Below are 24387 nucleotides of genomic sequence, written 5' to 3'. Positions count from 1 at the left end.
TATTGGTAGTTTGACACTATTTGAGCATAAGTTTTGTGCCGTTAAACTTCAGTTGCCCCAGCAGGTTTTTGGCGTTGGCTTTACCAAAGTCGTCAAATTGAACGCCATAACGAGCATAATGAGTAGATTTTTGTAAATTACACACCTTTCCTTTCAACGGCGCGAGCATCGGACCTCGCTCACCCAGAACGATATTAAGAGAAACCATTTCACCAACTTGTATTTGTCTGCTCATAGGCGAGGTTATAAAACGGCAACCGCTCTTGGAAAGGTCTCGTATTTCACAATCAGTTTTATAGTCATTAAGATGCACTTTGGCTTGCAGGTTTACTTCATAACGGACTTCTTTACGAAGTTGATACACCTGCATCGTGTTTGGCAAGGTCAAAACTAATACTGGAAATGGCTCTTCAAGACGGTGCTTTATTTGGGCTCTAAAAGGAATAATCGCACCTTCGCCTCGATGCGATAGTGCTTTCACGTTAACCCAGAAACCTTCTTGAAAATAGAACTTAAGGTCGTCATCAGAGATATTGGGGATTTCTATCAATGCACTATTGTTGGAATGACAACCAATAAAAAGGCTAGTAGTAATAAACTTAGTTCCTACTGGTGTGGTGACGTTTAATGTCACTTCACTACCATGTTCTACCATCCCCATAGCATCGGTACTATTTAATGTACTTGCCTGTCGCTGTTGTACAGACTTTTCATGAAGGGCTGCTCGATTGTCCCTTCCACTAGCCGTCGTATTTCTCATTATTATATTCGTCCCTAGGTGTAACGCGCTTCGGCAAGTTTTGCTACAAAGCCGAAACGTAGCAATAATTCTATGCAGTGATATAGTTTGAATCAATAAAACGTTTGCCAAAAATAGGGGGTAAAAGATGCATAAAGTGACACATGACGCTGAAAATTCCATCTTTTGGGTTGATTTGGTGAAAGACCATAAAGCGAAAGTGGTTTATGAGCTTAAGGCTAAAGAGATGCATATTACGTCTACCTTGGTACCTGAAGTACTGCGAGGACAAGGTTATGGCAACGTAATGATGGAAGCGATATTGCCGAAAATAGAAGAATTAGGTTATCGCGTTGTGCCTGTTTGTCCTTATGTGATTAAATACATGGCAACGCATCCTCAATGGGCTCACTTACTGGCTTAATGGAGTTAGTGATCAATCCTCTCTATCAAAACATCGGTGACGAATTAGAGCTAGGTCAGCTTGAACATGTCACTGTGATCCAATCGCTATGGGGTGGCTACGGTGAGTTAGTTAAACTGACTTTTCCTCAGCAAACTGTCGTAGTCAAACATGTCCAACTTCCTAAACCATCAGAGCATCCTCGAGGCTGGAACACCGATCGCTCACATCAACGTAAGTTGCATTCTTACCAAGTTGAAGTCAGTTGGTATCAAGATTTTAGCCAAGCAGTAGATGATCGCTGCCGGATCCCTCGAGGGCTTAAATGTTATCAAAACGAAGCTGAGTGGTTGATTGTAATGGAGGACCTCTCTCAAGCGGGTTTTCCAAACGTAGTTAAGAAAGCAAGCAAAATCCAGATGCAAGCCTGCTTAGAATGGCTGGCTAACTTTCACGCTCGCTATGTTGGTCGCCGTCATGATGCGTTATGGCAAACGGGTACGTATTGGCATTTGGATACACGACCAGATGAACTCGCAGTACTGCAAGATGATAGGCTTAAGCGATATGCTGAGTTAATTGATCGCATTTTGCGGCAAGCTCAGTTTCAAACCTTGATACATGGTGATGCAAAACTGGCAAACTTTTGTTTTAACGATGACGGTTCGGCGGTCGCTGCGGTAGATTTTCAGTACGTGGGTCATGGCTGTGCAATGAAAGATGTTGCTTTGTTTATGAGTAGCGCAGTAGAACCGAGCGAGTGTGCGGAGATGGAATCTTGGGTACTGGATACCTATTTTGCCGCACTAACGAATGCGCTGAATCACTATCAACCACAACTCGATGGTGAAGCCGTTGAGCAAGAATGGCGCCCGTTGTTTGCTGTTGCATGGGCGGATTTTCAGCGCTTTGTGAAAGGCTGGAGTCCTGGCCACTGGAAAATAAACCCTTATACCGAATCGTTAACGAAACGAGCGTTAGACTATTTGGACTTGAAGCAATAAAAAACTCCCGCTGGATTTCAATAGCGAATAAGCGGGAGGTTTGTTCTGGTGGATAGCGGTTAGTTTTTCGGTTTTCTGATGCGGGCCATGCTGTAGGTGTTAATAAACTCACCGTCTCGGAAAGAGGCATCGATAAGCTCACCTTCAATCTCAAAGCCGTGTTTCTTATACAAGCCTATTGCAGCCTCGTTATCTGAATTCACTTCAAGATGTATACGCCTTACATTCAACCAGTTATCGGCGAGTTCTGTCACCGTGCTGATCAGCGCACTTCCAACGCCTAAGCCGTGGAAGTTGTCATGTACACCAATGCCAAATGAAGCAGTGTGAGATGTTCTCGGGCGCTGTGAATGATGAAACCCAATATTACCCACTACCTTGCCATCGATTTCTGCGACATAGCTATACACGCCAGCAGGTATGTTTGATAATCGATCGACCCACATTGCGAGAGATGGCTTAGGGAGTTGCAGGGTTTCACGTTGTGCTTTTGGTTGCGAATAAATTTCGACTAGCGCAGCGGCGTCTTCAACAGTGGTTGGACGGACGATAATTTCCATGCTTCTCTCCTTAGGTTTATTGGAATTAACTTCAATCTAACCAGAGAAAGTTACTTTGAATAGCATTTTTTTGCCTTTACTCTTCAAATGGCTTTTAAATTAGTATGTTATGAATCTCTAACTTTCACTTTTTATAGTGAATTATCATTGAAAACACGAATGAGAGTGATTTTTCGTTGAATTTTTGTACTAAAGAACTTCACCTTTATGGAGAATAATGGTGAATTTTGATTTTTAGAAATAAGGCCATTTTTATTAAAGTGTGAAGTTGGTATCTGCAACGAGTTGATTTTTATCAAGACAGGTTGGAGTTACCCCTTATGAGGTATGGGGAGTACGCCTTTTTAGCGCTATTTATGCTTAACTTATTTAAGAGCAATTAGAGCGTGTTTGAGGAAAACTATAATGAAATCCTCTCAGTCAAAAGTCTCGCAAGGTCGACGTCGATTCTTGCGTGACACTGCCCGAACTGCGGCTGGTGTGGGTGCAGCAGCGTGTGTTCTTGGATTGCAGTCATTGCAGAGCCAAGCTCGCGAAACCAAAGGTGTACCCATTCGTCCGCCAGGCGCGTTACCAGAAGGTGACTTCGAGTCAGCCTGTATTCGATGTGGCTTGTGTGTCCAGGCATGTCCTTACGACACCTTAAAACTTGCCAGTTTGCTTTCCCCAGTTGCTACAGGTTCACCTTACTTTACCGCTCGCGATATCCCATGCGAAATGTGCGAAGACATTCCTTGTGTCGTGGCGTGTCCTAGTGGCGCGTTGGATCATGATTTGACCGACATCGACGATGCGCGAATGGGAACGGCTGTTCTCATCGACCATGAGACGTGCCTTAACTGGCAAGGTTTGCGTTGTGATGTCTGTTACCGTGTTTGTCCGTTAATCGATGAAGCGATTACATTAGAAAACATTAGAAATGACCGTACGGGTTATCACGCGAAACTGATCCCGACAGTAAACTCCGAAGTGTGTACTGGCTGTGGTAAGTGCGAGCAAGCTTGTGTATTGGATGTCGCTGCCATCAAAGTGGTGCCGACTGATTTAGCAAAAGGTAAAGTCGGTAGCCATTACAACTTTGGCTGGCAAGAAATCGATAAGCCGTTAGAGAACGTGTTGCCAGAAGAGACCCCTGTTCCAAGTGGAGCGCTTGAGTCGCTTAAAGGAGGTCAATGATGGCCAAGAACTTAGCGCAAGATGCAGGCAAAGAAGCTATCGAGAAATTGGGCTGGTGGCGAGCGCATCGCTTCCTGATTCTGCGTCGTTTATGCCAGCTGATGATCATTGTGTTGTTTATGGCCGGGCCGACATGGGGCATTCTTCAAGGGAATTTGTCTTCCAGTATGTTGCTTAATACGGTGCCGCTGAGTGATCCTTTGATTGTCCTTCAATCGCTGGCCACAGGACATGTTCCTGAGTTTAACGCTTTGCTAGGTGTTGCGATTGTGTTGGTGTTTTACGCAATTCTTGCTCCTCGAGCCTTCTGTGCTTGGGTGTGTCCATTGAATATGGTGACTGATTTAGCGGCTTGGTTAAGGAGAAAACTCAACCTTAAAGCGAGCTACCGTTGGTCGCCAAATATCCGTTATTGGTTGATCCCTGCCTTGATGCTAGGTAGTGCGATTTCTGGATCGGTCCTGTGGACATGGTTAGATCCTGTTGCTGCTCTTCACCGTGGTTTAGTATTTGGAATGGGGGCGGGCTGGGTACTGATATTGCTCGTATTTGTATTGGACTTATTGTTGGTAGAGCATGGCTGGTGCGGTCACCTGTGCCCATTAGGTGCAACCTATGGTGTCATTGGCAGCAAGAGTTTATTGCGTGTCACCGCTGTTCGACGAGAAGACTGCACTAAATGTATGGACTGTTATTACGTTTGCCCTGAGCCAGACATTTTGCGTCAACCACTCAAAGAGGGGGATCGACGTGTAATGGACCAAACTTGTATAAGTTGCGGTCGTTGCATAGATGTTTGCCCTGAAAAAGTATTTGAATTCCACAACCGATTGAATGTGAAAAATATCGATTAAGGCATTGGTTTTTCTAGATAGCACTGAGCTTCTTCTGCTTTGCTGATTAAAGAAGTACGCTACAAAACTGTTGCGTACTTTTGCTCTTTAGCAGAGGTAATAATGATATTGCGAATTTGTTACATTTGGCAGTATGATGGCGACTTCATATTCTAAGGACTCGCCATGAACACGCCAACGAAAAACTGGAGAACGCCGCAAAACTTTCTTCTACTGATATCCATTATTGTTCCGATTGCTTTCTCTACTTGGATGGCGTTGCTCAATAACTTTGTTATTGAAAAAGCCAACTTTGATGGCGCAGATATCGGGCTGCTGCAAAGTGTTCGTGAGATTCCTGGGTTTCTGGCGTTTACAGTAGTGTTTGTATTGTTATTTATTAGAGAGCAGCGATTCATGTTGGTCTCACTTGCAATGCTGACACTGGGTACGGCAATCACAGGTTATTTCCCATCTTTGTTTGGACTTCTTTTTACTACCTTGTTGATGTCGACTGGCTTCCACTATTTCGAAACGTTAAAGCAATCTTTGTCTTTGCAATGGCTTTCCAAAGAAGAGGCGCCTGAGATGCTAGGAAAGTTCATCTCGGTAGGCGCGCTTGCTTCTTTGTTTACCTATGGTGCAATTTGGGTATTGTTAGAGCAATTGAAGTTAGATTTTAAAACCGTCTATCTGCTGGCTGGTGGTGTCGGTTTCGTCTTAATCGTCGTCATGGCCTTTGCTTTCCCTGAATTCAAAACAGAAGTGCCTCAAAATAAAAAACTGGTTCTACGTAAGCGCTACTGGCTTTATTACGCCCTAACTTTTATGAGTGGTGCTCGCCGCCAAATCTTTACGGTTTTTGCTGGTTTCTTGATGGTTGAGAAGTTTGGTTATTCGGCAGCAGATATTACGCTTCTCTTCTTAATCAACTACTTGTTCAACTTCCTATTTGCTAAGCGTATTGGCCGTTTTATCGGCGCTGTTGGAGAGCGCAAAGCTCTGATGTTTGAATACGTTGGTTTGATTTTTGTTTTCGTAGGTTACGGCTTAGTGCAAACGGCAGAGTGGGCCGCGGCATTATACGTGATTGATCACTTGTTCTTTGCTTTAGCACTCGCGATCAAAACATATTTCCAAAAGATTGCTGATCCTGCGGATATGGCTTCAACGGCGGGGGTTGCGTTTACTATTAACCACATTGCCGCGGTCGTGATTCCGGTAACCTTTGGCGTCATTTGGTTGGTTTCGCCTTCAAGTGTGTTTTACATTGGTGCAGCTATGGCCGCAGTGAGCTTGTTACTGTCTTTAAATATCCCAGCCAAGCCGGGAGAGGGTAACGAAACACGTGTGTTGAGATGGAATTAAGTTAGTACTTACTACTCAATAACTTAACGCAAAAGCTGGCTATAAAAATGGGATGCAGAGGCATCCCATTTTTGTATTTGGTTTTCAACGTGAGACTGGTTCGTTTAGAACGGATACCAAAACAGTTGAGTGTCTATCACGCGTTTGCTAATCGCTGCGGCAACAATCACGACGATGCCTGCCATACACACTATATCGGCTTTGGTCAGCGGCTTTAGGCTGTACCAAGTACGAGATGAATGACGACCAAAACCACGCAATGTCATCGCGTTAGAGATTTGGTCGGCGCGATCTAGGCTAGAGAAAATCAAAGGGCCTAAGATCTTAGAAACGTTCTTCATACGAGTAAACAACGGCGCTTTCTTGCTCAGTTCAACACCACGAGCTTGTTGAGCGTGCATGATGTTTACGAAGTCTTTCTTCACTTCGGGCAAGTAACGCAAGGTCAAACTTACTGCATAGGCGATTTTGCAAGGCACACCCATGCGGTTCAAACTTGCTGCAAACTCAGTAGGATGCGTAGTAAACACAAACACCAAAGCAATTGGGAACATGCTGAAGTATTTCAGTGTTACGGTGACCAGATAGAACAAGGTCTCTTGGGTGAGTGAGTAATTACCCGGTAACGATAACAATACCGTTGTTGAGCCCATGTATTCACTGCCTTGCTGCGGCGCTAATGCGAACATAAACAGCGCATTAATCAACAAAACACTGCCTGTACCGATCAGTAAAGGCTTGTACACATGGAAAGGTACTTTGGTCATTTTTAACAAACCAAGACCTACAACGATCAGTAGAGCAATGATGCGCAAATCAAAGGTCGTAAGTACCACCGTAACCCATGCAATGAACATCAAAAACTTGGTGATGCCATTGAGTTTGTGCAGTGGCGATTGGGTATCGATGTAGTTGATACCAAACTTCATCTTATTGTCTTTCATGCCACTACTTTCTCAATGTCTTTAGCATCATTACTTTGTGAATCTTGAGCTTCTGAAGCTTGGATATCGGCGTTGTTTTCACGCTCTCGACGCGCTTTTTCAACGTCAATAAAGTGCTGCATAAAGTCGTTCGTGTTCTTAATGCCTAACTCAGTAGCCAGTTCATACAAGCTAGTTGTTGCCAAGTTCGCTTGGTCTAACAGTGCAGGGGAACTAAACACTTCGGTCATTGGTGCGTCGGCAATCAACTTGCTGTCAGCAATCACGATGGAGCGAGTGGTGTACTCCAAGACCAAGTGCATGTCATGAGAGATGATCATCACCGTAATGCCAAGTTCACGATTAAGCTTCTCGATAAAGCTCAGCATTGATGTGTAGTTACGATAATCTTGACCAGCAGTAGGCTCGTCCAGAATCAAAAGCTCAGGCTCTAGGGCAAGAATCGATGCAATCGTCACACGCTTCTTCTGACCGTAGCTTAGTGCTTCAATTGGCCAGTGGCGGTACTTGCTCAAACCACACAGCTCAAGGACTTCCAATACCTTCGCTTCGACTTGTTTCTCTTCAACACCACGGTTGCGCAGGCCGAAAGCCACTTCGTCGAAAATCATGTGATGCGAAATCATATGATTTGGGTTTTGCATTACCACGCCAACCTTTTGGCTTCGCTCGAAAATGGTTAGCTCGTTTAAGTCTTGGCCGTTCAAGATCATCGAACCTTGGTCTGGTTCAATCACGCCCATCACAAGTTTAGTGATGGTGGATTTACCAGAGCCGTTTTTACCCAAAACCGAAACGAATTCGCCGCGTTTTACAACGAAGCTAACGTCTTCAAGTGCGTTTTTCTCACCATCGTATGAATAGGTAAGGTTACGAACAGCCAGAAGAGTCTCGGCTTGCTTTTCAACATTGGTTGCTTTTGAGGCTTCAAACCATGCGCTGACGGCGGATTGGTATTGCGCCAATGGCAATGTACTTAAGCTCGATGGTTTTGCATCGCCTTCAATCGCGCAGCCTGCTTCTTTCAAAGCAGAAAGGTAAAGAGGCTCACGGATACCGTACTCCTCAAGAAGCGGGGACGCTAAGATTTCATCTGGTGTGGTATCTGCGATGATTTCACCACTTTCCATCAGAATGATACGGTCAACAGAGCGGTGCAGTACATCCTCAAGACGGTGCTCGATAATGATGATGGTTTTACCTGTTTCACGGTGTAGCTCATCGATAATCTCGATGGTCTTCTTACCCGTCTTTGGATCGAGGGCAGCAAGGGGTTCGTCAAACAGTAAGATGTCGACGTCGTCCACTAAAATACCTGCCAAAGAAACGCGCTGCTTTTGACCGCCTGATAAATCGTGAGGAGAGCGATCTAACATCTGTTCCAAATCGACCATTTTGGCTGTAGCTTTGACCAAAGGGTACATGTCGATGTTAGACATCAATTGGTTTTCCAACGCGAATGCGATGTCTTCACCAATGCTCAACCCAACAAATTGGCTGTCCGTATCTTGCAGTACGGTACCAACTTGTTCGGTGAATTGGTGCATGTCAAAAGGGGCGGTGTCTTGACCATTGATGGTCAGTTTGCCACTGGTTTCCCCTTTGATAGCGTGTGGGATCAGTCCGTTAAGACATTGGCCAAGGGTAGATTTACCACTACCACTTGGACCGATAATGACGATTTTCTCTCCTTTCTCTATCCTTAGATTGATATTTTTTAGCGTCGGTTTGTCCAGCGACTCATATCTAAAAGAGAAGTTAGAAAATTCGATTGTCATTCGACATTAAGCCTCTGTTAAGTTGCGGCTTTGCTTGTTACGTTTTGCGACAGACTTAAGAATGAAGAAGCCCACAATAGCAATAAGAATAGTGTTACCCAGCGCGATGATCGACAGCTGTGTGAATACCTTAGTGAACGGTTCTGCGTACAAAATGGTGTCTAGGAAGGCTGAACAGCCATAACCGAATACGTTGCCCAATAGAGCAAGCACCACGAACAACGCGAAGTCTTTCATATTGAAGTCACCTTTCTCTAAACGGTTGCGAGTCAGAGAAGGGAAAAGACCGATAATTAAACCGACAATACCTGAACCAAGTACCCAAGTGAGCCATACGCCCCAGCCTGCAAATAGGTCTGTAACCCAGTGGCCGATAAAGCCAACCAAGAAGCCTACCAGAGGGCCGAATAATACTGAGAACAATGCCAATACCGCCATTGCTGGTTTCAGCGTCGTGTTTGCAAACACAGGGATGCCAAACATTGGCAAACCGCCGATGCCGTATAGTGCAGCACCGATTGCAATAACCACCACGGTTTTAGCAGAAAGATTCATAGATAACCTCAGTTCAATTGTCGATTTTAAAGAACGTTCACTTGCTTTGTTTTGCAGCGCTGATTGTGTAACAAAGTTTGGAAACAACCAAGCTGCTTATTGTTTGCTCTATTTTTCTTCAAGAAATGTGTGACTGAATTCACGCACCTCATTGACTGGCTTAGTTTTTCAGCAAGCATCAAAAATAAGGCGCACATTATACAGAATATTGATAAAAGTGGGAATGCTATCTGTCTGGATGGCTAGAATGAAAACAGGGGCTGACTGTCAGCCCCTGATTACACTTTTTGATGCGTTTTTCGCCATTAAATTAATGGTCTAGGTATAGGTAGTTTTGCCAACTCTTCATGCGGATAAGCACTTTTCGCATGATAGAAACGTGGGTAAAGCTATCCGAATAAACCGCGACTTCAACCGCTGTACCCATCGGCAGATGATACTCTTCTAGGTCGTCCGTGATTTTTAATGTCACGAACACGCGACCGCTGGTGCGCAGAGCTTCTGTTCCAAGCAGTGAGCCTCGCGCTTGGAATTGGCTCTCACCAATGGCTGGCAGCACGTCGACCACTTGACCTTTAAACACCTTGCCCGGTAATGCACGGAACATAAACTCTGCTTCAAACCCAGGCTCTAGACGTTGCAATGAGTTCTGACGAAACGCTGCCGTATAAAGCTTGTCTTCGGTATGGACGAAGGTCATTACTGGTGCGAGCGGTAAAGGTACCGCCATCACACCTGGACGCAGTGCCAGTTGCGTTACATAGCCATCCGTTGGTGCGGTTACGACGGTTTGCTCTAGGTTGAACTCTGCTTGGCGTAACTCGGCGAGTAAAGATGCCACTTGAGTATTTTCGCCACCCACTTCAGAATCGAGCGCGATTTGCGCCTGTTCTTGCTTTGATTGTGCCACTTCTAGTGCTGCTTGTGCGGCCTTGAACGCTTGGCGACGAGTATCTAATTGTTGCTCGGTGAAGGCGCCACGATCGAAACCACGTTGGTAACGATCAAATTCGCGTTGTGCTTTATCACGTTCTGCAAGCGCTTTGATGACCGCTGCTTCTGCTTCTTGAACGCTAGACTCAAGACCAAGTGCGCCTTGGCTTGCTTCTTTTACTTTTGCTCTTAGCTTGTCTACTTCCGCTTGGAATGGAATCGGATCGATACGGAAGAGTACATCACCTTTTTGTAGCGGTTGGTTTGGTTGAACCGGAACTTCAATGACTCGACCACGAACGCCTGAAACAACAGGGGTGGTTGAGAACACTTGGTTACCAATTTGAGTAAACGGGTGGTTGTAGTTCATCAATAAGATAAGTGTACCGACCAACACTACACCACCGAGTACGGCTGTTGGCACTGTCCACTTGTTCAGTGGGATATTAAAGATTTTGAAAATCGCGATACATAGCGCGGCGTAAGTCAGAACCAGTAGTAAATCCATTATTGTTCCTCCTTACCTTGTTCTTTTTGTTCTGGAGTGCTCGATGCTGCCTTTTCGCCTTTCAGCGTAGAGACTTCTTTTTTCAATTCATTGACTTCATCAATTAGCTCTTCAAGGCGATGATGGATATCATGTGTTTCTTGTTCGAGTTGCTTGAAGCCCCAGCCTCGCTCTTTGCGCCACAACGTTGCCCAGATCCATAGGAATGGCCAAAGTGCATGAAGTGTGAAAAGGCTAACCCAGCCTGCGTAGTGTATTGCATCTTGGTGAGGGTGCTCGCGCTCTTTTGCTATTTCATAAGGAATATCGTGAATCACGATAATTCCGTAGAAGATAACCAAAGCAACGAAAATGAGTAACCCAAGTGCAAAATAGTCTAGAAACATCTTACTTCCCTGTGCTTGTTGCTAAATAGAAAAACTTACGTAAATTAACTGTTTAAGTATTTGATAGAACAATAAGTGAATCAAGTTATTTATAGATCAATTCACAGTTATTGAGAGATACGGCATGGAATACGAAGGAGTAAACAGTGCTATATTCTGGTGAGATTGCAGCGATCAGCGCCGCAATTGTTTGGGCATGTGCGACTTGGATATACAGTCAATTCAGCCATCGTTTTTCTGCTATGCAACTTAACATTGTCAAAGGGGTGATAGCCTCGATGATGATGTTGGTCGTGATTCCTTTTCTCCCCCAAGGTCTGCCAAGCCAAATCGAACCTATTCACCTTGCTGTATTAGCAGTGTCCGGTGTCATTGGTATTGCCATTGGTGATAGCGCTTACTTTTCCGCGCTAAAACGTATCGGACCAAATAAAACGTTATTGTTGGAATCTCTTGCTCCACCGTTATCAGGCGTGCTTGCGTTGGTGTTTCTTGGCTCGGAGCTGACGCTACAAAGTTGGCTTGGTGTGGTAGTGACGACCGCTGCAGTCACTTTTGTTGTCTTTCAGCCCTCTTCAACAGGTGAAGAGACCAATTGGAGTGGTATCGGATTTGGTCTGTTGGCGAGTGTATGCCAAGCAACGGGTGTGGTGATTTCTCACTATGCATTGGTGGCAGGGGATCTTCCACCTTTGTTGGGGGCATTAATCAGACTCAGCATTGGTGTGGTTGCGGTTTGTTTGGTGATTAAAGTCGTTGAGCCAGCACCGTTTAAAGGCATCAAGCAACATATTCAAGAGATGGGCAATAAAGCAATGGGATGGCTGTTATTAGCGATTTTCGTCGGTACTTTCCTCGCGCTTTGGCTACAACAAATCGCTTTGAAATACGCCAACCCAGCGATAGCACAAACCTTAATCGCCACTAGCCCGCTGTTTATCTTGGTGATTTACGCTATGAAAGGTGAAAAGGTAGGAGCGAAGAGCGTGATTGGAACATTGGTCGCGCTCGGTGGTATTTCGCTGTTCTTCCTTTAAGCTTTTGAGCTTTTCTTTAGTAAGTTGAAGAAAGGTGCAAAAACGCCCCAGTTACGGTTGGGGCGTTTTTGTTGTTCAGAGATTTTTATCGCTGAGGACTTGGCTTATAGCTCTGTGCACACTTGGTTTCGGCCATTCGCTTTGGCGCGGTAGAGTGCTTTATCCGCTCGGTAGAAGGTACGTTGAGTATTTTCTCCTTCGTGGTGAGTGGTTATGCCAATAGAAACAGTTAAGCCCCGTTCCCCCAAGATCTCGTGCCAGCCAAACTGATAAATACGCTCTCGATAGTTTTCAGCGTGCATTTCGGCCATTTCGAGTTCGTGGTTTTCAAGAATAACCAAGAACTCTTCACCACCGAATCGGACACAAGAGGCTCCCCGGAATTTGAAATAATTTGCTAGTTCTTTTGATACATTTTGAATCGCTTTGTCGCCTACTAAGTGGCTTAGCTCGTCATTGATCGACTTAAAATGGTCGATATCAACCACCAAAAGTGCAAAAGGGGTGTCGTGGAGCAACAAATCCTTCAGCTTCACCTCCAACCAACGACGGTTATGCAGTGATGTGAGTGGGTCGGTAAACACATCTTGTTGAAGCTGAGCCACGGTATTTTTATGTTGCTGTGTTGTCTCTTTTAGCTCTTTGTTCTCGATTTCAGATAAAATGAGTTTAAGCTGTAGCTCAAAACGTGAGAGCCTTCTTAGTTGTGCGGAGCCTAGTTCACTTATAGGAATATGTTTGACCAAATCGGATTCGATTTGGAATGCTTTTTTTTCATATGTGAGGGCATCTTTGAAATAAGATTGAGATGCACACACATTGCTCATAGCGTTATAAAAATACTTCGCCAAAATAGGTGACGATTGAGTGGGAATACGCTTAGCGAGCGATGAAAGCAACATGTTTGCAAGTTGTTTGTGACCAAAATGGCTCAAACAACTTGCGACCTCCATTTTCACCATTGTAGACAGCCATGGGGTGTGAAGGTTGCCCACTGTGTATTGGATTTTAGCGAGAGCGAGCAGTGCTTTATCATATTCTTGGTTCAAGCGGTGTATTTTGGCCTGATACAAGCGAATTTGTCCTGTTAGGTTTTTATCACTAACAAGAATACTCAGCTCTTCACACTCAACCAAAAGCTCGGCTGCTGCGTTACTCCTACGTAGCTTGATGTAACATGCGAGCATATAAAGCTTGTATCTCAGTCTCAATGAGCGACTGCTAATAGCATGATCAATGGCGTCGATCTTTTGGTAGTACCGCAATGCTCGGTTGTGATCGCCATACGCATCGCATAAGTTGCCCATTCCGATGACTGCTTTCACGTATTCATCAATAAATCCATAGTCCACCGCAATCGTAGTGGTGGTGGTGTACTCATTGAGCGCTTGAGCATACTCACCGATTTCTACCATTCTGTTACTCAAACTGGATTTTATCGTTAGGATGTCTTCGGCATCTTCAGGCAGACTCAACAAGTCTAAAGCAAGTTTTAATTCCTGAATGCTCTCTGTTACTTGCTTTATTTCGGCTCGGTATTCAGCACTGATAATATAGCAGTGAGCTTTTTCTCTATTTGTTGATGCAACGTGTTGACGAACGTGAGACCAGAGAATTAAAGCTTCTTCGCCATTGACAGAAGTTGGGTCTAGTCCAGCATCAGTGACTTTATTTAATAGTTGTTCCATCTATGATGCCTCTGCACGATTTTCTTCAAGTTGTTCTAATGTGAACGGGAAAGTAAGAATATCCTGTAGATACATAATTGGTTGCTTTACAGCTAGGCCTTTTCTTGCCCAAGGGTAAATTTTTATCATTGATTGGATGACATGGAATATTTGCTCAGCGGCATCACCTTTGTCCGCGACTAACATTGCTAAGCGATTGGTGCTCAATCGAGAAATCAGGTCGCTCGTCGTGGTAAGTGAATGAACGAGTTCGGTGCAAATATCAAGGTATACGGGGTCATCATGTTCAATCATAATGACGGCGTGGTTGGAACGTGCTAACTCGGTCTTAAACAGAACGAGCTTCTCCCACCAGTAAGTCTCTGATACCACGTTCGAAAACTGCTTCTCAGGATTGTATTCATACTGAGCTTGAATTCGATTGATCAATTTGCGAGCCCGTTGCTCCAATTGCCGTTTTGAGCTGCGCGCTTTGTCCATGCTGAGGCGGTGAGTTTGTTCTTTAAGCATTTTTAAGGCGTATTTGCGATATTTTTTGAATGCAAGAAATGCCGCTTGGTGGTCACCTTGTTCTTCTGCTACAAGAGACTGTTGGAAACAAATCTGGCTCAGTAACTCACCGTTATCAAAAGCGAGCGCTGACTGCTCAGCAGCTTTAAGCAATTCGCTTGCAGTACAGGTATTTTTGCGTAGCAACTGCAATCGCGCTTGGCTTATACAAGAATGCGCTTTCATCCAGACAAGATCATGCTCCATTGCGAGAGTATGAGCGCGTTGGGTTGCTTCTTCTGCGGCATCGAGTCTCTCTAGGCCTAACAGTGCTAGCCCTTTAAAGTCCCATATCTCTGCCTGCCATGTTTTGTCGTCGTGATCTTTAAGGACTTCAGAGGCCCCGTCTAAAACGGTGAGCATCTCAACAAATTGGTTAAGAAGGTAGTAATCCCAAGCCAGTAGAATACGGGCTTTGCCTTCTAGAGGGGCATTGCGCACACTATTTGCCACTTTGACGGCAAGTTCATGCGTGGAGGCGGCAAGGTCGTGCTCATTGGTAATTCGCCATACATTTCCGAGACCGACGAGGGCTTCAATTTGAATTGCGGTGTCGTCAACCAAGGCTGATTGCTCTAACGCGTTGATCCAGTATTGCTGTGCTGAGTAATACTTTGCTTGGCCCCAGTACTGTAGAGCAAATACATGGAGGATTTCAGGTAGGAAGTCGTCGGTATCGAGTTGGTTTTGTATATTGTAGGCTTGCTTGATGAGCTTTAAACCTTTTCGATACTCCATCACGCACCAACAACAGTGAGACATGATGAGAAGGGACTGGATTTCGCCTTCTGGAAACAGGATTTGTTCCGCACGCACTCTACATTGCTCGGCAAGCTGCAATGTTGTTGCTGGGCTAGGCTTGATATGCCTTCTTAACTCATTGAGTTCAGCTTCTAACTGAAACTGGTTTTTATCCAAAGTCCACATCCATGACTATCGAACAGACAACGTGCCTAATGATGTCTACATATGAGTGTGCATTATGTAAACAGAAAAGGTATCGAATACTGTAATGTATACCTAAACGTTGGGACATTACCACTCATAACTGAGTAATATGTCAAATAATTAGGACAACAGCTGTTTGATAGTGAGTGGCGCATCCGTTACTTCTAAGCGCTGCGCCGCTGTCAGTCCTTGTTTATCCTGATAGCACAAATTATGCCAAGCTCTGAAAATATCTAAAAGAGGCAAAAGCCCCCCAGGTCTCAATTTGCGACGTGGCTCGTTGATGAAGCTCTCAAATAACAATTGAAAACGGTTTTGATAAAACTGAATATGCTTCGTCGTTGCAATGTTGAACCACGATTCAGGAGTATTTCTGTCCCCTGCTAAATAGCAAATGCCTTTGTGTGCGCTGTTTTGAGATGAAATAGCCCAACGATCCCGCCACCAGCTCATATATGCAATATCTACTTTGCCAAATGGTGCCGACATGTCCCATTCTGGATCTTCTTCTACGTATAAAAGATCAACATTTTTTTGTTGAATACGTGATAGACAAACGCTCAACGCTGCAGAGCGGAGCAGTGGGTCTTGTGGCATGTAGATAGACACGCGTTTTTCTGAGCTACACATATCCAAAACGTGGAGATAATGTGCGTAAGACGTATAAGGAGGTCTGATCAATGCCCCTTTGGATGGGTAGTGGAATACTGAGAAATTACCAAGAGGATCTTCCACATTGCCTCTTGCCAAAATGGTTTGGTATTTTTGGTCGATACGTTCACGTAGCTTTGTTGAAGGCTCTGGTAGTGCTTCGCTGGCCTCTGCTGTGTAATCTTGAGACACAAAACGTGAAATGTCTTCGTAAGGGTTATGATCAATAGAGCCAACAGGCTCTTCATTCGAGGAATAGTTTACGTGTTGACACAGGATGTACCCCGAGTGCGCTTCCCCTGAAACGATCCAATAAACGCCATTGTTGCTTTGTGGCTGAAGAGAGACAAAGTTAGAGGCAAGTTCATAGTGGTCAGCATGATTGACCCAGCGAGCGTCAATAGTCGCAAGCTTACGGCGACAACGACTAGCAATATGATCAACATGATCGTAGAACGTTTTTGGATTGATACTGAGCTTACGGCAGATTTCACGTACGGAATAACCTGTAAACAATAAACCCATCAGGTTTTCTTGAAACTGTAGCTTCTTGTTAGCACCAGACCATTTATCTACAAAGGTGCTTTGGCATTCTTTACAACGGTAACGCTGACGATCGCCGCTGTAGCCAAAAGCATGGTAAAGGTGTTTGTGGGTGTGGACTGAAAGTCCGAAGTTGTCACATTCATCGTTGCGACATGCAGGTAAGCCATCACTGTGTACGTGACGAAGACGATGAAGTTCATTCACTACATCGCGATTGTTAAGTAAGGGGGGGAAAGCTCCACATTCACGGCAGACCATCGCCGGACGTTTAGGGTTAGCATGTTGCAACACATAACGTTTTGCATCACTCAATCCAAAGTTGTCACACGCCAATGTTTTACAAAAGTTGAGTTGTAACCCATCTGCGTCTTTTGGCAGTTCGCCGTTAGACACAATCGCCCCCTCGGGATAATTCAGGCAGCCGGTCAGGCCCCGGCTGCAAATTACTACTTAAGTATTTCTTAGATGTTGATTGCTGTTTCTAGAGCAACTTTCATCATGTCGTTGAACGACTTTTGACGCTCTTCAGAGCTTAGTTTTTCACCACGGATGATGTGGTCAGAAACTGTTAGGATAGTTAGAGCTTTCGCACCTAGGTCTGCAGCTACGCCGTAGATACCTGCTGCTTCCATATCTACACCTAGGATGCCAAGTTTTTCCATCTTCTCGAAGATGTCAGCTTCTGGTGTGTAGAATAGGTCTGCAGAGAATACGTTACCTACTTTAACTGGTACTTCTTGAGCACGCGCTTGGTTAACAGCTTCTTCTAGAAGGCCGTAATCAGCGATTGCTGCGAAATCGTGGTTGTTGAAACGGATACGGTTAACTTTTGAGTCTGTAGAAGCACCCATACCGATAACAACGTCCATTAGTTTAACATCGTCACGTACTGCACCACAGCTGCCTACACGGATAACGTTTTTCACGCCGTACTCAGCGATTAGCTCGTGTACGTAGATGCAGCAAGATGGGATACCCATACCGTGACCCATAACAGACACTTTCTTGCCTTTGTATGTGCCAGTAAAGCCGAACATGTTGCGAACGTCACAAACTTGTTTTACATCTTCCAGGAAAGTTTCTGCGATGTATTTAGCGCGCAACGGGTCGCCTGGCATTAGAACTGTTTCAGCGAAATCACCTGGTTGTGCGTTAATGTGTGGGGTTGCCATAAGTGCTCTCCAAAGTCTTGTTCTGATAAATCGCCTTTATTATAGAAGGCTATTACCAATTCTGTTGAACTTGTTCGTTTTCGTTGGGGTAATAATATCGGGACACGCAATACACCCTTGAGAGATAAGTCACAAAATCATGGGTTTTAGTGTTCAATCATTCTGTTGATAACTAAATCTGTTGAAAGCAAAAAGGCAATCGATTTGCTTTTGAGCAGTTTGTCGATTGCGCGCACAAAATCTCGGCTTTAAGCACAAAAATTTTTCTTCAAAGTTTCTGATCGATATTCGAGGAGAGTGAGTAAAACGATTAAATTGTACAATTTATTTTCTTGTACAATGTAAATTAACTTGCTATAAGTTATACAACAAAACATTTTGTATAGGATGCTTCGTTATGGAATCTTCAATCAAAGTCGGTATCAGTTCTTGTGTACTTGGACAACGAGTGCGTTTCGATTCAGGACATAAAATCAGCAACTTCGTAACGAAGGAATTAGACGGCTACTTCAGCTTTGTGCCAGTTTGCCCTGAAGTAGGTGTAGGCATGTCTGTGCCGCGTCCGACTATCCGCCTAGTCAGTAATGAAGAACGTATTGCATTGGTCGAGACAAAAAATCCAGACAACGACCACACAGACAACATGCTCGCTTACTCAGAAAATAAAGTGAACGAACTACAAGGTGAGCAGCTGTGCGGTTACATCGTTTGCGCTAAGTCGCCGACTTGCGGCATGGAACGTGTAAAGGTGTACAGCAAAAACAACGCGGCAAAAGAAGGTGTTGGCTTGTACACCCGAACTTTAATGGAAAAAATGCCATGGCTACCAGTTGAAGAAGATGGACGCTTGAATGATCCGGTATTGAAAGAAAACTTCATCACTCGCGTTTACTGTTTGAATGATTTTTATGAGTCGATGGATGGAGAGCCAACCCGCGGCAAAATTATCGAGTTTCACTCGCGCTACAAGTTGACGCTGATGGCGCATCACCCCGAATCGTACCGTTCTCTTGGGCGCTTAGTGGCCGATGTGGCGAACTATGAAATTGAAGAGTTCTATAACGAATATCGCCTAGGTTTGATGAAAGCACTACAAAACCGCGCGAGCCGTAAAAACAACACCAATGTGTTGATGCATTTACAAGGGTACTTTAAGCGTTCACTGAACAGTGATGAAAAAGCAGAACTAGCGACAGTGATCAGTGATTACCGTACTGGTTTGTTACCATTACTTGCCCCGTTAACGTTAATTAAGCACTATCTCAACGCATACCCAGATGCGTACTTACAAAAACAGAAATACCTAGAACCATACCCACAGGAGATGAGACTTCGTTATGGATTGTAGCCAGGAAGAAAAACTATACGCGATTCGAGATGTATCTGAGTTAACGGGTGTAAAGCCCGTTACTCTGCGCGCTTGGCAAAGACGCTATAACTTGATTCAACCGCAAAGAACGGAAAAAGGGCATCGTTTATACCGCCAACAGGATCTGGACGTAATCCGAGAGATTCAGGGGTGGCTAGCGAAAGGCGTTGCTATCGGTAAGGTGAAAGGGCTACTGGGACAAGAATCAGACGTTGATGTGACAACAGAGAACCAACGCCTAGAAGAAGTTGAAGTGATGCTGAAAGCTTTGTCGGAGCTTAATCGTGGCAAAACAGAAACGCTCTTATCTAACGTATTAAAAGAGTACCCACTTAATATTGTGATTGAACAGCTGATAAATCCAGTATTTGAAGCATTAGATTTAGTGAAGGTCTCGCTGCGTTCACTACAACTTGGTTTGTTCCAAACCTGTTTGATTACTCGTCTCGCGCTAGTGGTTGATTCAGAGAATAAAGCTGCATCAAAAGGAAAATGTCTATTGATAAGCTTTGAACAAGCACGGGAATCAGAAAGTTGGGTACAAGCCGCAATACTGTGCGAGCAGGGCTATCACATTACTTTGATCGATAAAGTAGAAGACGTTTCTGGTTTGATTGACCATGACGTGCTCTCTCGTTATCAATTCGTCCACTTCTTCTCAAACAAAGCACTACCTATCAAGCAAGTGGAAGTGCTAACCATTTTACAAACACAGCTTCCAGAAAAGGTTCGGTTTTCTGAAGTGATAGAAAAGCTGCACTTTGCTGCCTAAAAATACCCTCGTAAGGAGACGACATGATTCTGGTTTGGTTTCGACGTGACCTAAGAACGTTAGACCACACAGCGCTTAAGGCTGCTCTTGATTCTGGGCAGCCTGTTGTTGCCGGTTTTGTTGCAACGCCAGAGCAATGGCAAGAACACCACATGGCACCCATGCAGGCGGACCTTATTGCAAGACGTTTGGTGCATCTTGAAGAAGAGCTCACAGAGCTTAATATCCCACTTCTGTATAAAGAAGTACCCAAATTTTCTGACGTGACTGAGGTCATCAAGGGTTGGGCAATATCATTGAACGCAGAAAGCGTCATGGCGAACATCCATTACGAGGTCAATGAACAAGCGCTAGACCGAGAGGTTTCAGAGGTTCTTGCTAAAAGCAACGTCACGTTCGAAGCTTTCCACGACAAATGTGTTCATGCGCCAACTACGGTGTTAAACAAGCAAGGTGAATACTTCAAGGTATTCACGCCATTCAAACGTGCTTGGCTGGCGAAGTTCCAAATGCCAATGGTGTGGAAACCAGAACCGCAATTAAAGCTATCTGATGATGCACTTAAGCCAGTTGAAACTGATCGATATCATGCTGATGTAGTTTTTTCTTATCCACGTGACTCAAGTGAGCAATGGCACGCCTCGACCGGAGAGATCCTCAACCGATTAAGAGAATTTGCTCGAGAGCGCAGTGATGCTTATAAAGCAGAAAGAGATCTTCCTGCTGTTGATGGAACCAGCCAACTATCTCCCTACCTTGCGATTGGTGCGTTATCGCCAAGACAATGTATCGCTAGGCTTTATGCTGAGAGTCCTCATTCTGAGCTTACTGAAGGTAAAGCAACATGGTTGAGCGAAATCATCTGGCGAGAGTTCTACCAGCACTTATTGGTGTTTGAACCAAAGCTAGTAAAAGGAAAAGGCTTTATTCCGTGGGAAGATAAGATTGAATGGTCTTATGATGAAACGGCGTTCGAGCGTTGGAAAGCGGGAACGACTGGCTATCCTATTGTTGACGCTGCCATGCGACAACTCAATGAGACGGGCTGGATGCACAACCGCCTACGCATGATAGTGGCAAGCTTCTTAACTAAAGATCTTCATATCGATTGGCGTTGGGGGGAGGCGTACTTTATGAGTAAGCTGGTGGATGGAGACTTTGCGGCCAACAATGGAGGTTGGCAATGGTCGGCATCTACGGGGTGCGATGGGCAACCTTACTTCCGTATTTTTAACCCAATCAGTCAGGGCGAGAAGTTTGACTCTGATGGCACATTTGTTCGCCATTGGGTGCCGGAAATTAAAGAAGTGCCAAATAAGTTTATTCATAACCCTTGGCTATGGAGCAGTTTTAATTTACTGGATTATCACAAGCCTATGGTTGATCACAAGGTAGAAAGAGAGATAACCTTACGGCTCTTTAAAAACGCCAAGGAATAGAGAGAGATGCCTAGTAAGAAGCGTCTGATGTGTGTCGCTAAACGAACCCTATTGTCTGTATCGTTGTCTTTGGTGAGTGGCTTATCATTCGCAAAGATGTACGAATTGCCGGAAGACGGGGCGAAGGTGATTGGTCGCATGGAGAACCATGTGGTCGAACAGGGCGAAACCATGGCAAACATTGCTAAGCAATATGATGTTGGTATGCTGGCGTTAATGGCAGCCAACAAAGGCGTAGACCCTTTTTTACCAAGAGAAGGGCACGTACTTACAATACCTACTCAGCTCATTCTGCCTGACGTCCCTCACGATGGCATAGTTATTAACCTTGCTGAACTGCGCCTCTACTATTTCCCGCCAAAGGAAAGTGTGGTTCACGTTTTTCCGGTTGGTATCGGTCGAATAGGTCGTGACACGCCCGAAATGACAACGAGCATCAGTCAGAAGCGTCCCAACCCTACTTGGACACCACCTTCTTCCATCCGCGCAGAATATAAAGCGAAGGGCATTGACCTCCCAGCTGTTGTACCTGCTGGACCGGATAACCCGTTAGGTATGTTTGCATTGCGCTTGGCGTATGGTCATGGAGAGTACTTGATCCACGGTACTAACAAAGATTTTGGTATTGGCATGCGCGTCAGTGCGGGTTGTATTCGCATGGATCCTAATGACATCGAATGGTTGTTCGACAAGGTGCGTCGCGGTGAAAAAGTGAAGATCATCAACCAACCGGTAAAAGTAGCACTTGAACCAGACCGCAGCGTGTTTGTTGAGGCACATGAACCCTTAACTCGCAGTAATGGCGAAAAAGATCACCTACAAATTCCACAAGCGTTGGACTGGTGGTTGGATGAATACGGGATGACGAATGCGAAAGCAAAAGCAGCGATTGCTGCGCAGAATGGTGTACCTGTAGAAGTAACCGCGCCTTAACAAACGTTAAAGCGCGGAATCACATCTTACTTAGTGTAAGACTGAGCGATGTTGTCGATACGCTCGTTAGCACGTGCAGCTTCTTCTTGTGCTGCCATAGCTGCTTCACCAGATTTTTGAACGTTAGATTGAAGCGCTTGAACGTCTTGGCTTAGCTGGCTAACTTGGTTGCTTAGTTCGTCTAGTTTTGCTGCGTTAGCTGTTGCTGCATCATCAGATGAAGCACAACCTGCTAGTAGAAGTACTGAAGTTGCAGCAGCTGCGATCAACGTTTTGTTCATGTTAAGAACTCCTTGCTTATAGTTGAAGTTACGCTCTATACATTCTTTGTCATATAGTCGCGAATTAAAATGTATGAACATTTTATCAGTACATGATGTAGCAAAAGTCAAAAAAATCCAAGGATTTCATATATTCCTCGGTTTTTTCGCTGACCATGTGATTACAATTATCAAGAATGTAAATTGATGGCCAATAATCTCCCTTCTCAACAGTCCTTTTTTGCTACGTTCCTGATATCAATAATTTAGACGATATTTACATAAAAGAAAGGTAATACATGAAAACTTTATCCCAGTAGTAAATTTATATTGTGTGATCTCTATCTATACTCCTATGATTTGCGGTATTATAGAGGGCTTTTATTTTTTGCTGCGTTAGAGCGGAAATGACACGAAGAAAGCGCTCAGACAATGACTATTTATTGGAGAATACTTTGCAATTTAAAGATCTAGGCCTAGACAACCGATTGTTGAAGAACCTAAAACACTACGATTTCAAAAAAGCGACTGACATTCAAAAGCAGGCGATCCCTGTGGCGATTGCAGGCAAGGATCTATTGGCATCTTCGAAAACGGGTTCGGGTAAGACTTTGGCGTTTGTATTGCCGATGCTTCATAAGTCATTAAAGACGAAGTCGTTTTCAGCGAAAGACCCGCGAGCAGTAATCCTCGCCCCAACGCGTGAGCTAGCAAAGCAGGTATATGGTGAACTGCGTTCAATGTTGGCCGGCTTGACGTATGATGCAGCTTTGATTCTTGGCGGTGAAAACTTTAACGATCAAGTTAAAGCGCTGCGTCGTTACCCAAAATTCATCGTAGCAACGCCAGGACGTTTAGCTGACCACTTGGAGCACCGTTCACTTTATTTAGATGGTTTAGAAACCCTCATTCTTGATGAAGCTGACCGAATGCTAGATCTTGGTTTTGCGCCAGAATTGCGTCGAATCCACAACGCAGCTAAGCACCGTCGTCGTCAGACATTGATGTTCTCTGCAACTCTTGATCACGCAGAAGTGAACGGTATTGCTTCTGAGATGTTGAACGCACCAAAACGCATTGCCGTTGGTGTATCAAACGAAGAGCACAAGGACATCACTCAGAAGTTCTACTTGTGCGATCACTTAGATCACAAAGAAGCGATTCTAGAGCGTGTGCTTGAAGAAGCAGAATACCGTCAGGTAATCATCTTTACAGCAACGCGTGATGACACTGAGCGCCTGACTGAAAAACTGAATGAAAAGAAACTTAAAGCGATCGCGCTAAGCGGCAATTTAAACCAGACTCAGCGCAACACCATCATGAGTCAGTTTGAGCGTGCAGTATTTAAGATTCTGGTAACGACAGACGTCGCTTCTCGTGGCCTAGATATCGCTACAGTGACACACGTAATCAACTTTGATATGCCTAAGCATACCGAAGAGTACGTTCACCGTGTTGGTCGTACAGGTCGTGCGGGTAACAAAGGTGATGCTATTTCATTGGTTGGCCCTAAAGACTGGGATAGCTTCAAGCGTGTAGAAACTTACTTACAACAAGATTTGAGTTTCTCTGTATTTGAGGATTTAAAAGGTAAATTCAAAGGCCTGAAACCTCGTAAGCCAGATTTCCGTAACAAGAAAGCGGCACCAAAGAAAGCGCGTCCTCAAGCGAAGAAAACGGCGAAGAAGCCAGCTAAGCGAGATAAAGGTTTCTACCAAAACGTGGCGGTGGGTGATAACGTATTTATCCCTAAGAAAAAGCCAGCGGAGCCAAGTGCTGAGGATTAATCTTCACCGTATTGCTTAATTGAAATGTTAGGAAAATCCGAGTTTTCAA

23 protein-coding genes are annotated in these 24387 nt (G+C 44.6%); 11 read left to right on the top strand and 12 right to left on the bottom strand.

Features of this window, described 5'->3' with window-relative positions; all coding sequences use genetic code 11:
* Nucleotides 1-16: 16 nt before the first annotated feature.
* The gene (locus tag J4N37_RS18980) at nt 17-760 is read right to left on the bottom strand and encodes a flagellar brake protein (RefSeq protein WP_038887458.1); all 744 of its coding nucleotides are present in this window, start codon (nt 758-760) and stop codon (nt 17-19) included.
* 127 nt (nt 761-887) lie between these two features.
* Here J4N37_RS18980 and J4N37_RS18975 point away from each other — a divergent pair, with 127 nt between their 5' ends.
* Nucleotides 888-1163 carry a GNAT family N-acetyltransferase gene (locus J4N37_RS18975; RefSeq protein WP_252043112.1) on the top strand — a complete coding sequence of 92 codons (276 nt, stop codon included), beginning with the start codon at nt 888-890 and terminating at the stop codon, nt 1161-1163.
* Nucleotides 1163-2146, top strand: coding sequence for a phosphotransferase (locus J4N37_RS18970; protein WP_252043281.1), 984 nt, complete (start codon nt 1163-1165; stop codon nt 2144-2146). The genes J4N37_RS18975 and J4N37_RS18970 overlap by 1 nt, the downstream gene beginning before the upstream one ends.
* Before the next feature lie 59 nt (nt 2147-2205).
* Here J4N37_RS18970 and J4N37_RS18965 read toward each other — a convergent pair whose 3' ends face one another.
* On the bottom strand, nt 2206-2706 hold the full coding sequence (locus J4N37_RS18965; RefSeq protein WP_071234176.1) for a GNAT family N-acetyltransferase: 501 nt from the start codon (nt 2704-2706) through the stop codon (nt 2206-2208).
* A 405-nt stretch (nt 2707-3111) separates the two neighbouring features.
* Between J4N37_RS18965 and napG the strand changes: the two genes are divergently transcribed.
* The 3 genes from napG (at nt 3112) to J4N37_RS18950 (ending at nt 6083) form a co-directional block, all read left to right on the top strand.
* Nucleotides 3112-3882, top strand: a complete 771-nt coding sequence (gene napG, locus J4N37_RS18960; protein ID WP_010451011.1) for a ferredoxin-type protein NapG — start codon at nt 3112-3114, stop codon at nt 3880-3882.
* On the top strand, nt 3882-4736 hold the full coding sequence (gene napH, locus J4N37_RS18955) for a quinol dehydrogenase ferredoxin subunit NapH (protein ID WP_143693737.1): 855 nt from the start codon (nt 3882-3884) through the stop codon (nt 4734-4736). The genes napG and napH overlap by 1 nt, the downstream gene beginning before the upstream one ends.
* Before the next feature lie 165 nt (nt 4737-4901).
* Nucleotides 4902-6083 carry an MFS transporter gene (locus J4N37_RS18950; protein WP_252043111.1) on the top strand — a complete coding sequence of 394 codons (1182 nt, stop codon included), beginning with the start codon at nt 4902-4904 and terminating at the stop codon, nt 6081-6083.
* Nucleotides 6084-6187: 104 nt separating this feature from the next.
* Here J4N37_RS18950 and J4N37_RS18945 read toward each other — a convergent pair whose 3' ends face one another.
* From J4N37_RS18945 to J4N37_RS18925, 5 genes are all read right to left on the bottom strand, one after another.
* A complete protein-coding gene (locus tag J4N37_RS18945; RefSeq protein WP_252043110.1) occupies nt 6188-7027 on the bottom strand; it encodes an energy-coupling factor transporter transmembrane component T family protein in 840 nt (279 codons plus the stop codon).
* A complete protein-coding gene (locus J4N37_RS18940; RefSeq protein ID WP_252043109.1) occupies nt 7024-8805 on the bottom strand; it encodes an ABC transporter ATP-binding protein in 1782 nt (593 codons plus the stop codon). Before J4N37_RS18940 ends, J4N37_RS18945 begins: the two co-directional genes overlap by 4 nt.
* 6 nt (nt 8806-8811) lie before the next feature.
* Complete coding sequence (locus tag J4N37_RS18935; RefSeq protein WP_005432209.1) at nt 8812-9360, bottom strand: ECF-type riboflavin transporter substrate-binding protein; 549 nt, start codon at nt 9358-9360, stop codon at nt 8812-8814.
* A gap of 310 nt (nt 9361-9670) precedes the next feature.
* Nucleotides 9671-10801, bottom strand: coding sequence for an HlyD family secretion protein (locus J4N37_RS18930; RefSeq protein WP_038891523.1), 1131 nt, complete (start codon nt 10799-10801; stop codon nt 9671-9673).
* A complete protein-coding gene (locus tag J4N37_RS18925) occupies nt 10801-11187 on the bottom strand; it encodes a DUF3302 domain-containing protein (RefSeq protein ID WP_252043107.1) in 387 nt (128 codons plus the stop codon). Before J4N37_RS18925 ends, J4N37_RS18930 begins: the two co-directional genes overlap by 1 nt.
* Nucleotides 11188-11333: 146 nt before the next feature.
* On the opposite strand from J4N37_RS18925, the gene J4N37_RS18920 reads away from it, so the two are divergent.
* A complete protein-coding gene (locus J4N37_RS18920; protein WP_005432205.1) occupies nt 11334-12224 on the top strand; it encodes a DMT family transporter in 891 nt (296 codons plus the stop codon).
* Between the two features lie 104 nt (nt 12225-12328).
* Here J4N37_RS18920 and J4N37_RS18915 read toward each other — a convergent pair whose 3' ends face one another.
* From J4N37_RS18915 to deoD, 4 genes are all read right to left on the bottom strand, one after another.
* On the bottom strand, nt 12329-13912 hold the full coding sequence (locus J4N37_RS18915; protein WP_045391071.1) for a diguanylate cyclase: 1584 nt from the start codon (nt 13910-13912) through the stop codon (nt 12329-12331).
* Complete coding sequence (locus J4N37_RS18910; RefSeq protein ID WP_045391355.1) at nt 13913-15379, bottom strand: tetratricopeptide repeat protein; 1467 nt, start codon at nt 15377-15379, stop codon at nt 13913-13915.
* A gap of 150 nt (nt 15380-15529) precedes the next feature.
* Nucleotides 15530-16999 (bottom strand): hypothetical protein, encoded by a 1470-nt coding sequence (locus J4N37_RS18905; protein WP_010451034.1) that lies wholly within the window; start codon nt 16997-16999, stop codon nt 15530-15532.
* Between the two features lie 68 nt (nt 17000-17067).
* A complete protein-coding gene (gene deoD / locus J4N37_RS18900) occupies nt 17068-17778 on the bottom strand; it encodes a purine-nucleoside phosphorylase (protein WP_005375140.1) in 711 nt (236 codons plus the stop codon).
* A 397-nt stretch (nt 17779-18175) separates the two neighbouring features.
* On the opposite strand from deoD, the gene J4N37_RS18895 reads away from it, so the two are divergent.
* Genes J4N37_RS18895 through J4N37_RS18880 form a run of 4 tightly spaced genes read left to right on the top strand, consistent with a single transcriptional unit; the run spans nt 18176 to nt 22291 of the window.
* Entirely contained in the window at nt 18176-19126 is a 951-nt protein-coding gene (locus J4N37_RS18895; RefSeq protein WP_010451039.1) for a YbgA family protein, read from the top strand.
* Nucleotides 19116-19919 (top strand): MerR family transcriptional regulator, encoded by an 804-nt coding sequence (locus J4N37_RS18890; RefSeq protein ID WP_252043106.1) that lies wholly within the window; start codon nt 19116-19118, stop codon nt 19917-19919. The genes J4N37_RS18895 and J4N37_RS18890 overlap by 11 nt, the downstream gene beginning before the upstream one ends.
* A 23-nt stretch (nt 19920-19942) precedes the next feature.
* Nucleotides 19943-21358 carry a deoxyribodipyrimidine photo-lyase gene (phrB, locus tag J4N37_RS18885; protein ID WP_252043105.1) on the top strand — a complete coding sequence of 472 codons (1416 nt, stop codon included), beginning with the start codon at nt 19943-19945 and terminating at the stop codon, nt 21356-21358.
* Nucleotides 21359-21364: 6 nt separating this feature from the next.
* Nucleotides 21365-22291 (top strand): L,D-transpeptidase family protein, encoded by a 927-nt coding sequence (locus J4N37_RS18880; RefSeq protein WP_082038777.1) that lies wholly within the window; start codon nt 21365-21367, stop codon nt 22289-22291.
* Between the two features lie 26 nt (nt 22292-22317).
* On the opposite strand, the gene J4N37_RS18875 is transcribed toward J4N37_RS18880, so the two are convergent.
* Nucleotides 22318-22572 (bottom strand): Lpp/OprI family alanine-zipper lipoprotein, encoded by a 255-nt coding sequence (locus J4N37_RS18875; protein ID WP_010451046.1) that lies wholly within the window; start codon nt 22570-22572, stop codon nt 22318-22320.
* Nucleotides 22573-22994: 422 nt separating this feature from the next.
* On the opposite strand from J4N37_RS18875, the gene J4N37_RS18870 reads away from it, so the two are divergent.
* Nucleotides 22995-24338 carry a DEAD/DEAH box helicase gene (locus J4N37_RS18870; RefSeq protein WP_010451048.1) on the top strand — a complete coding sequence of 448 codons (1344 nt, stop codon included), beginning with the start codon at nt 22995-22997 and terminating at the stop codon, nt 24336-24338.
* Nucleotides 24339-24387 lie beyond the last annotated feature (49 nt).

The sequence above is a fragment of the Vibrio sp. SCSIO 43153 genome (genome assembly GCF_023716625.1).
In the GTDB taxonomy this organism is placed as follows: domain Bacteria; phylum Pseudomonadota; class Gammaproteobacteria; order Enterobacterales; family Vibrionaceae; genus Vibrio; species Vibrio rotiferianus.
Note: the sequence above shows the minus strand (reverse complement) of the source record. Positions and strands in the feature narration are given on the sequence as shown.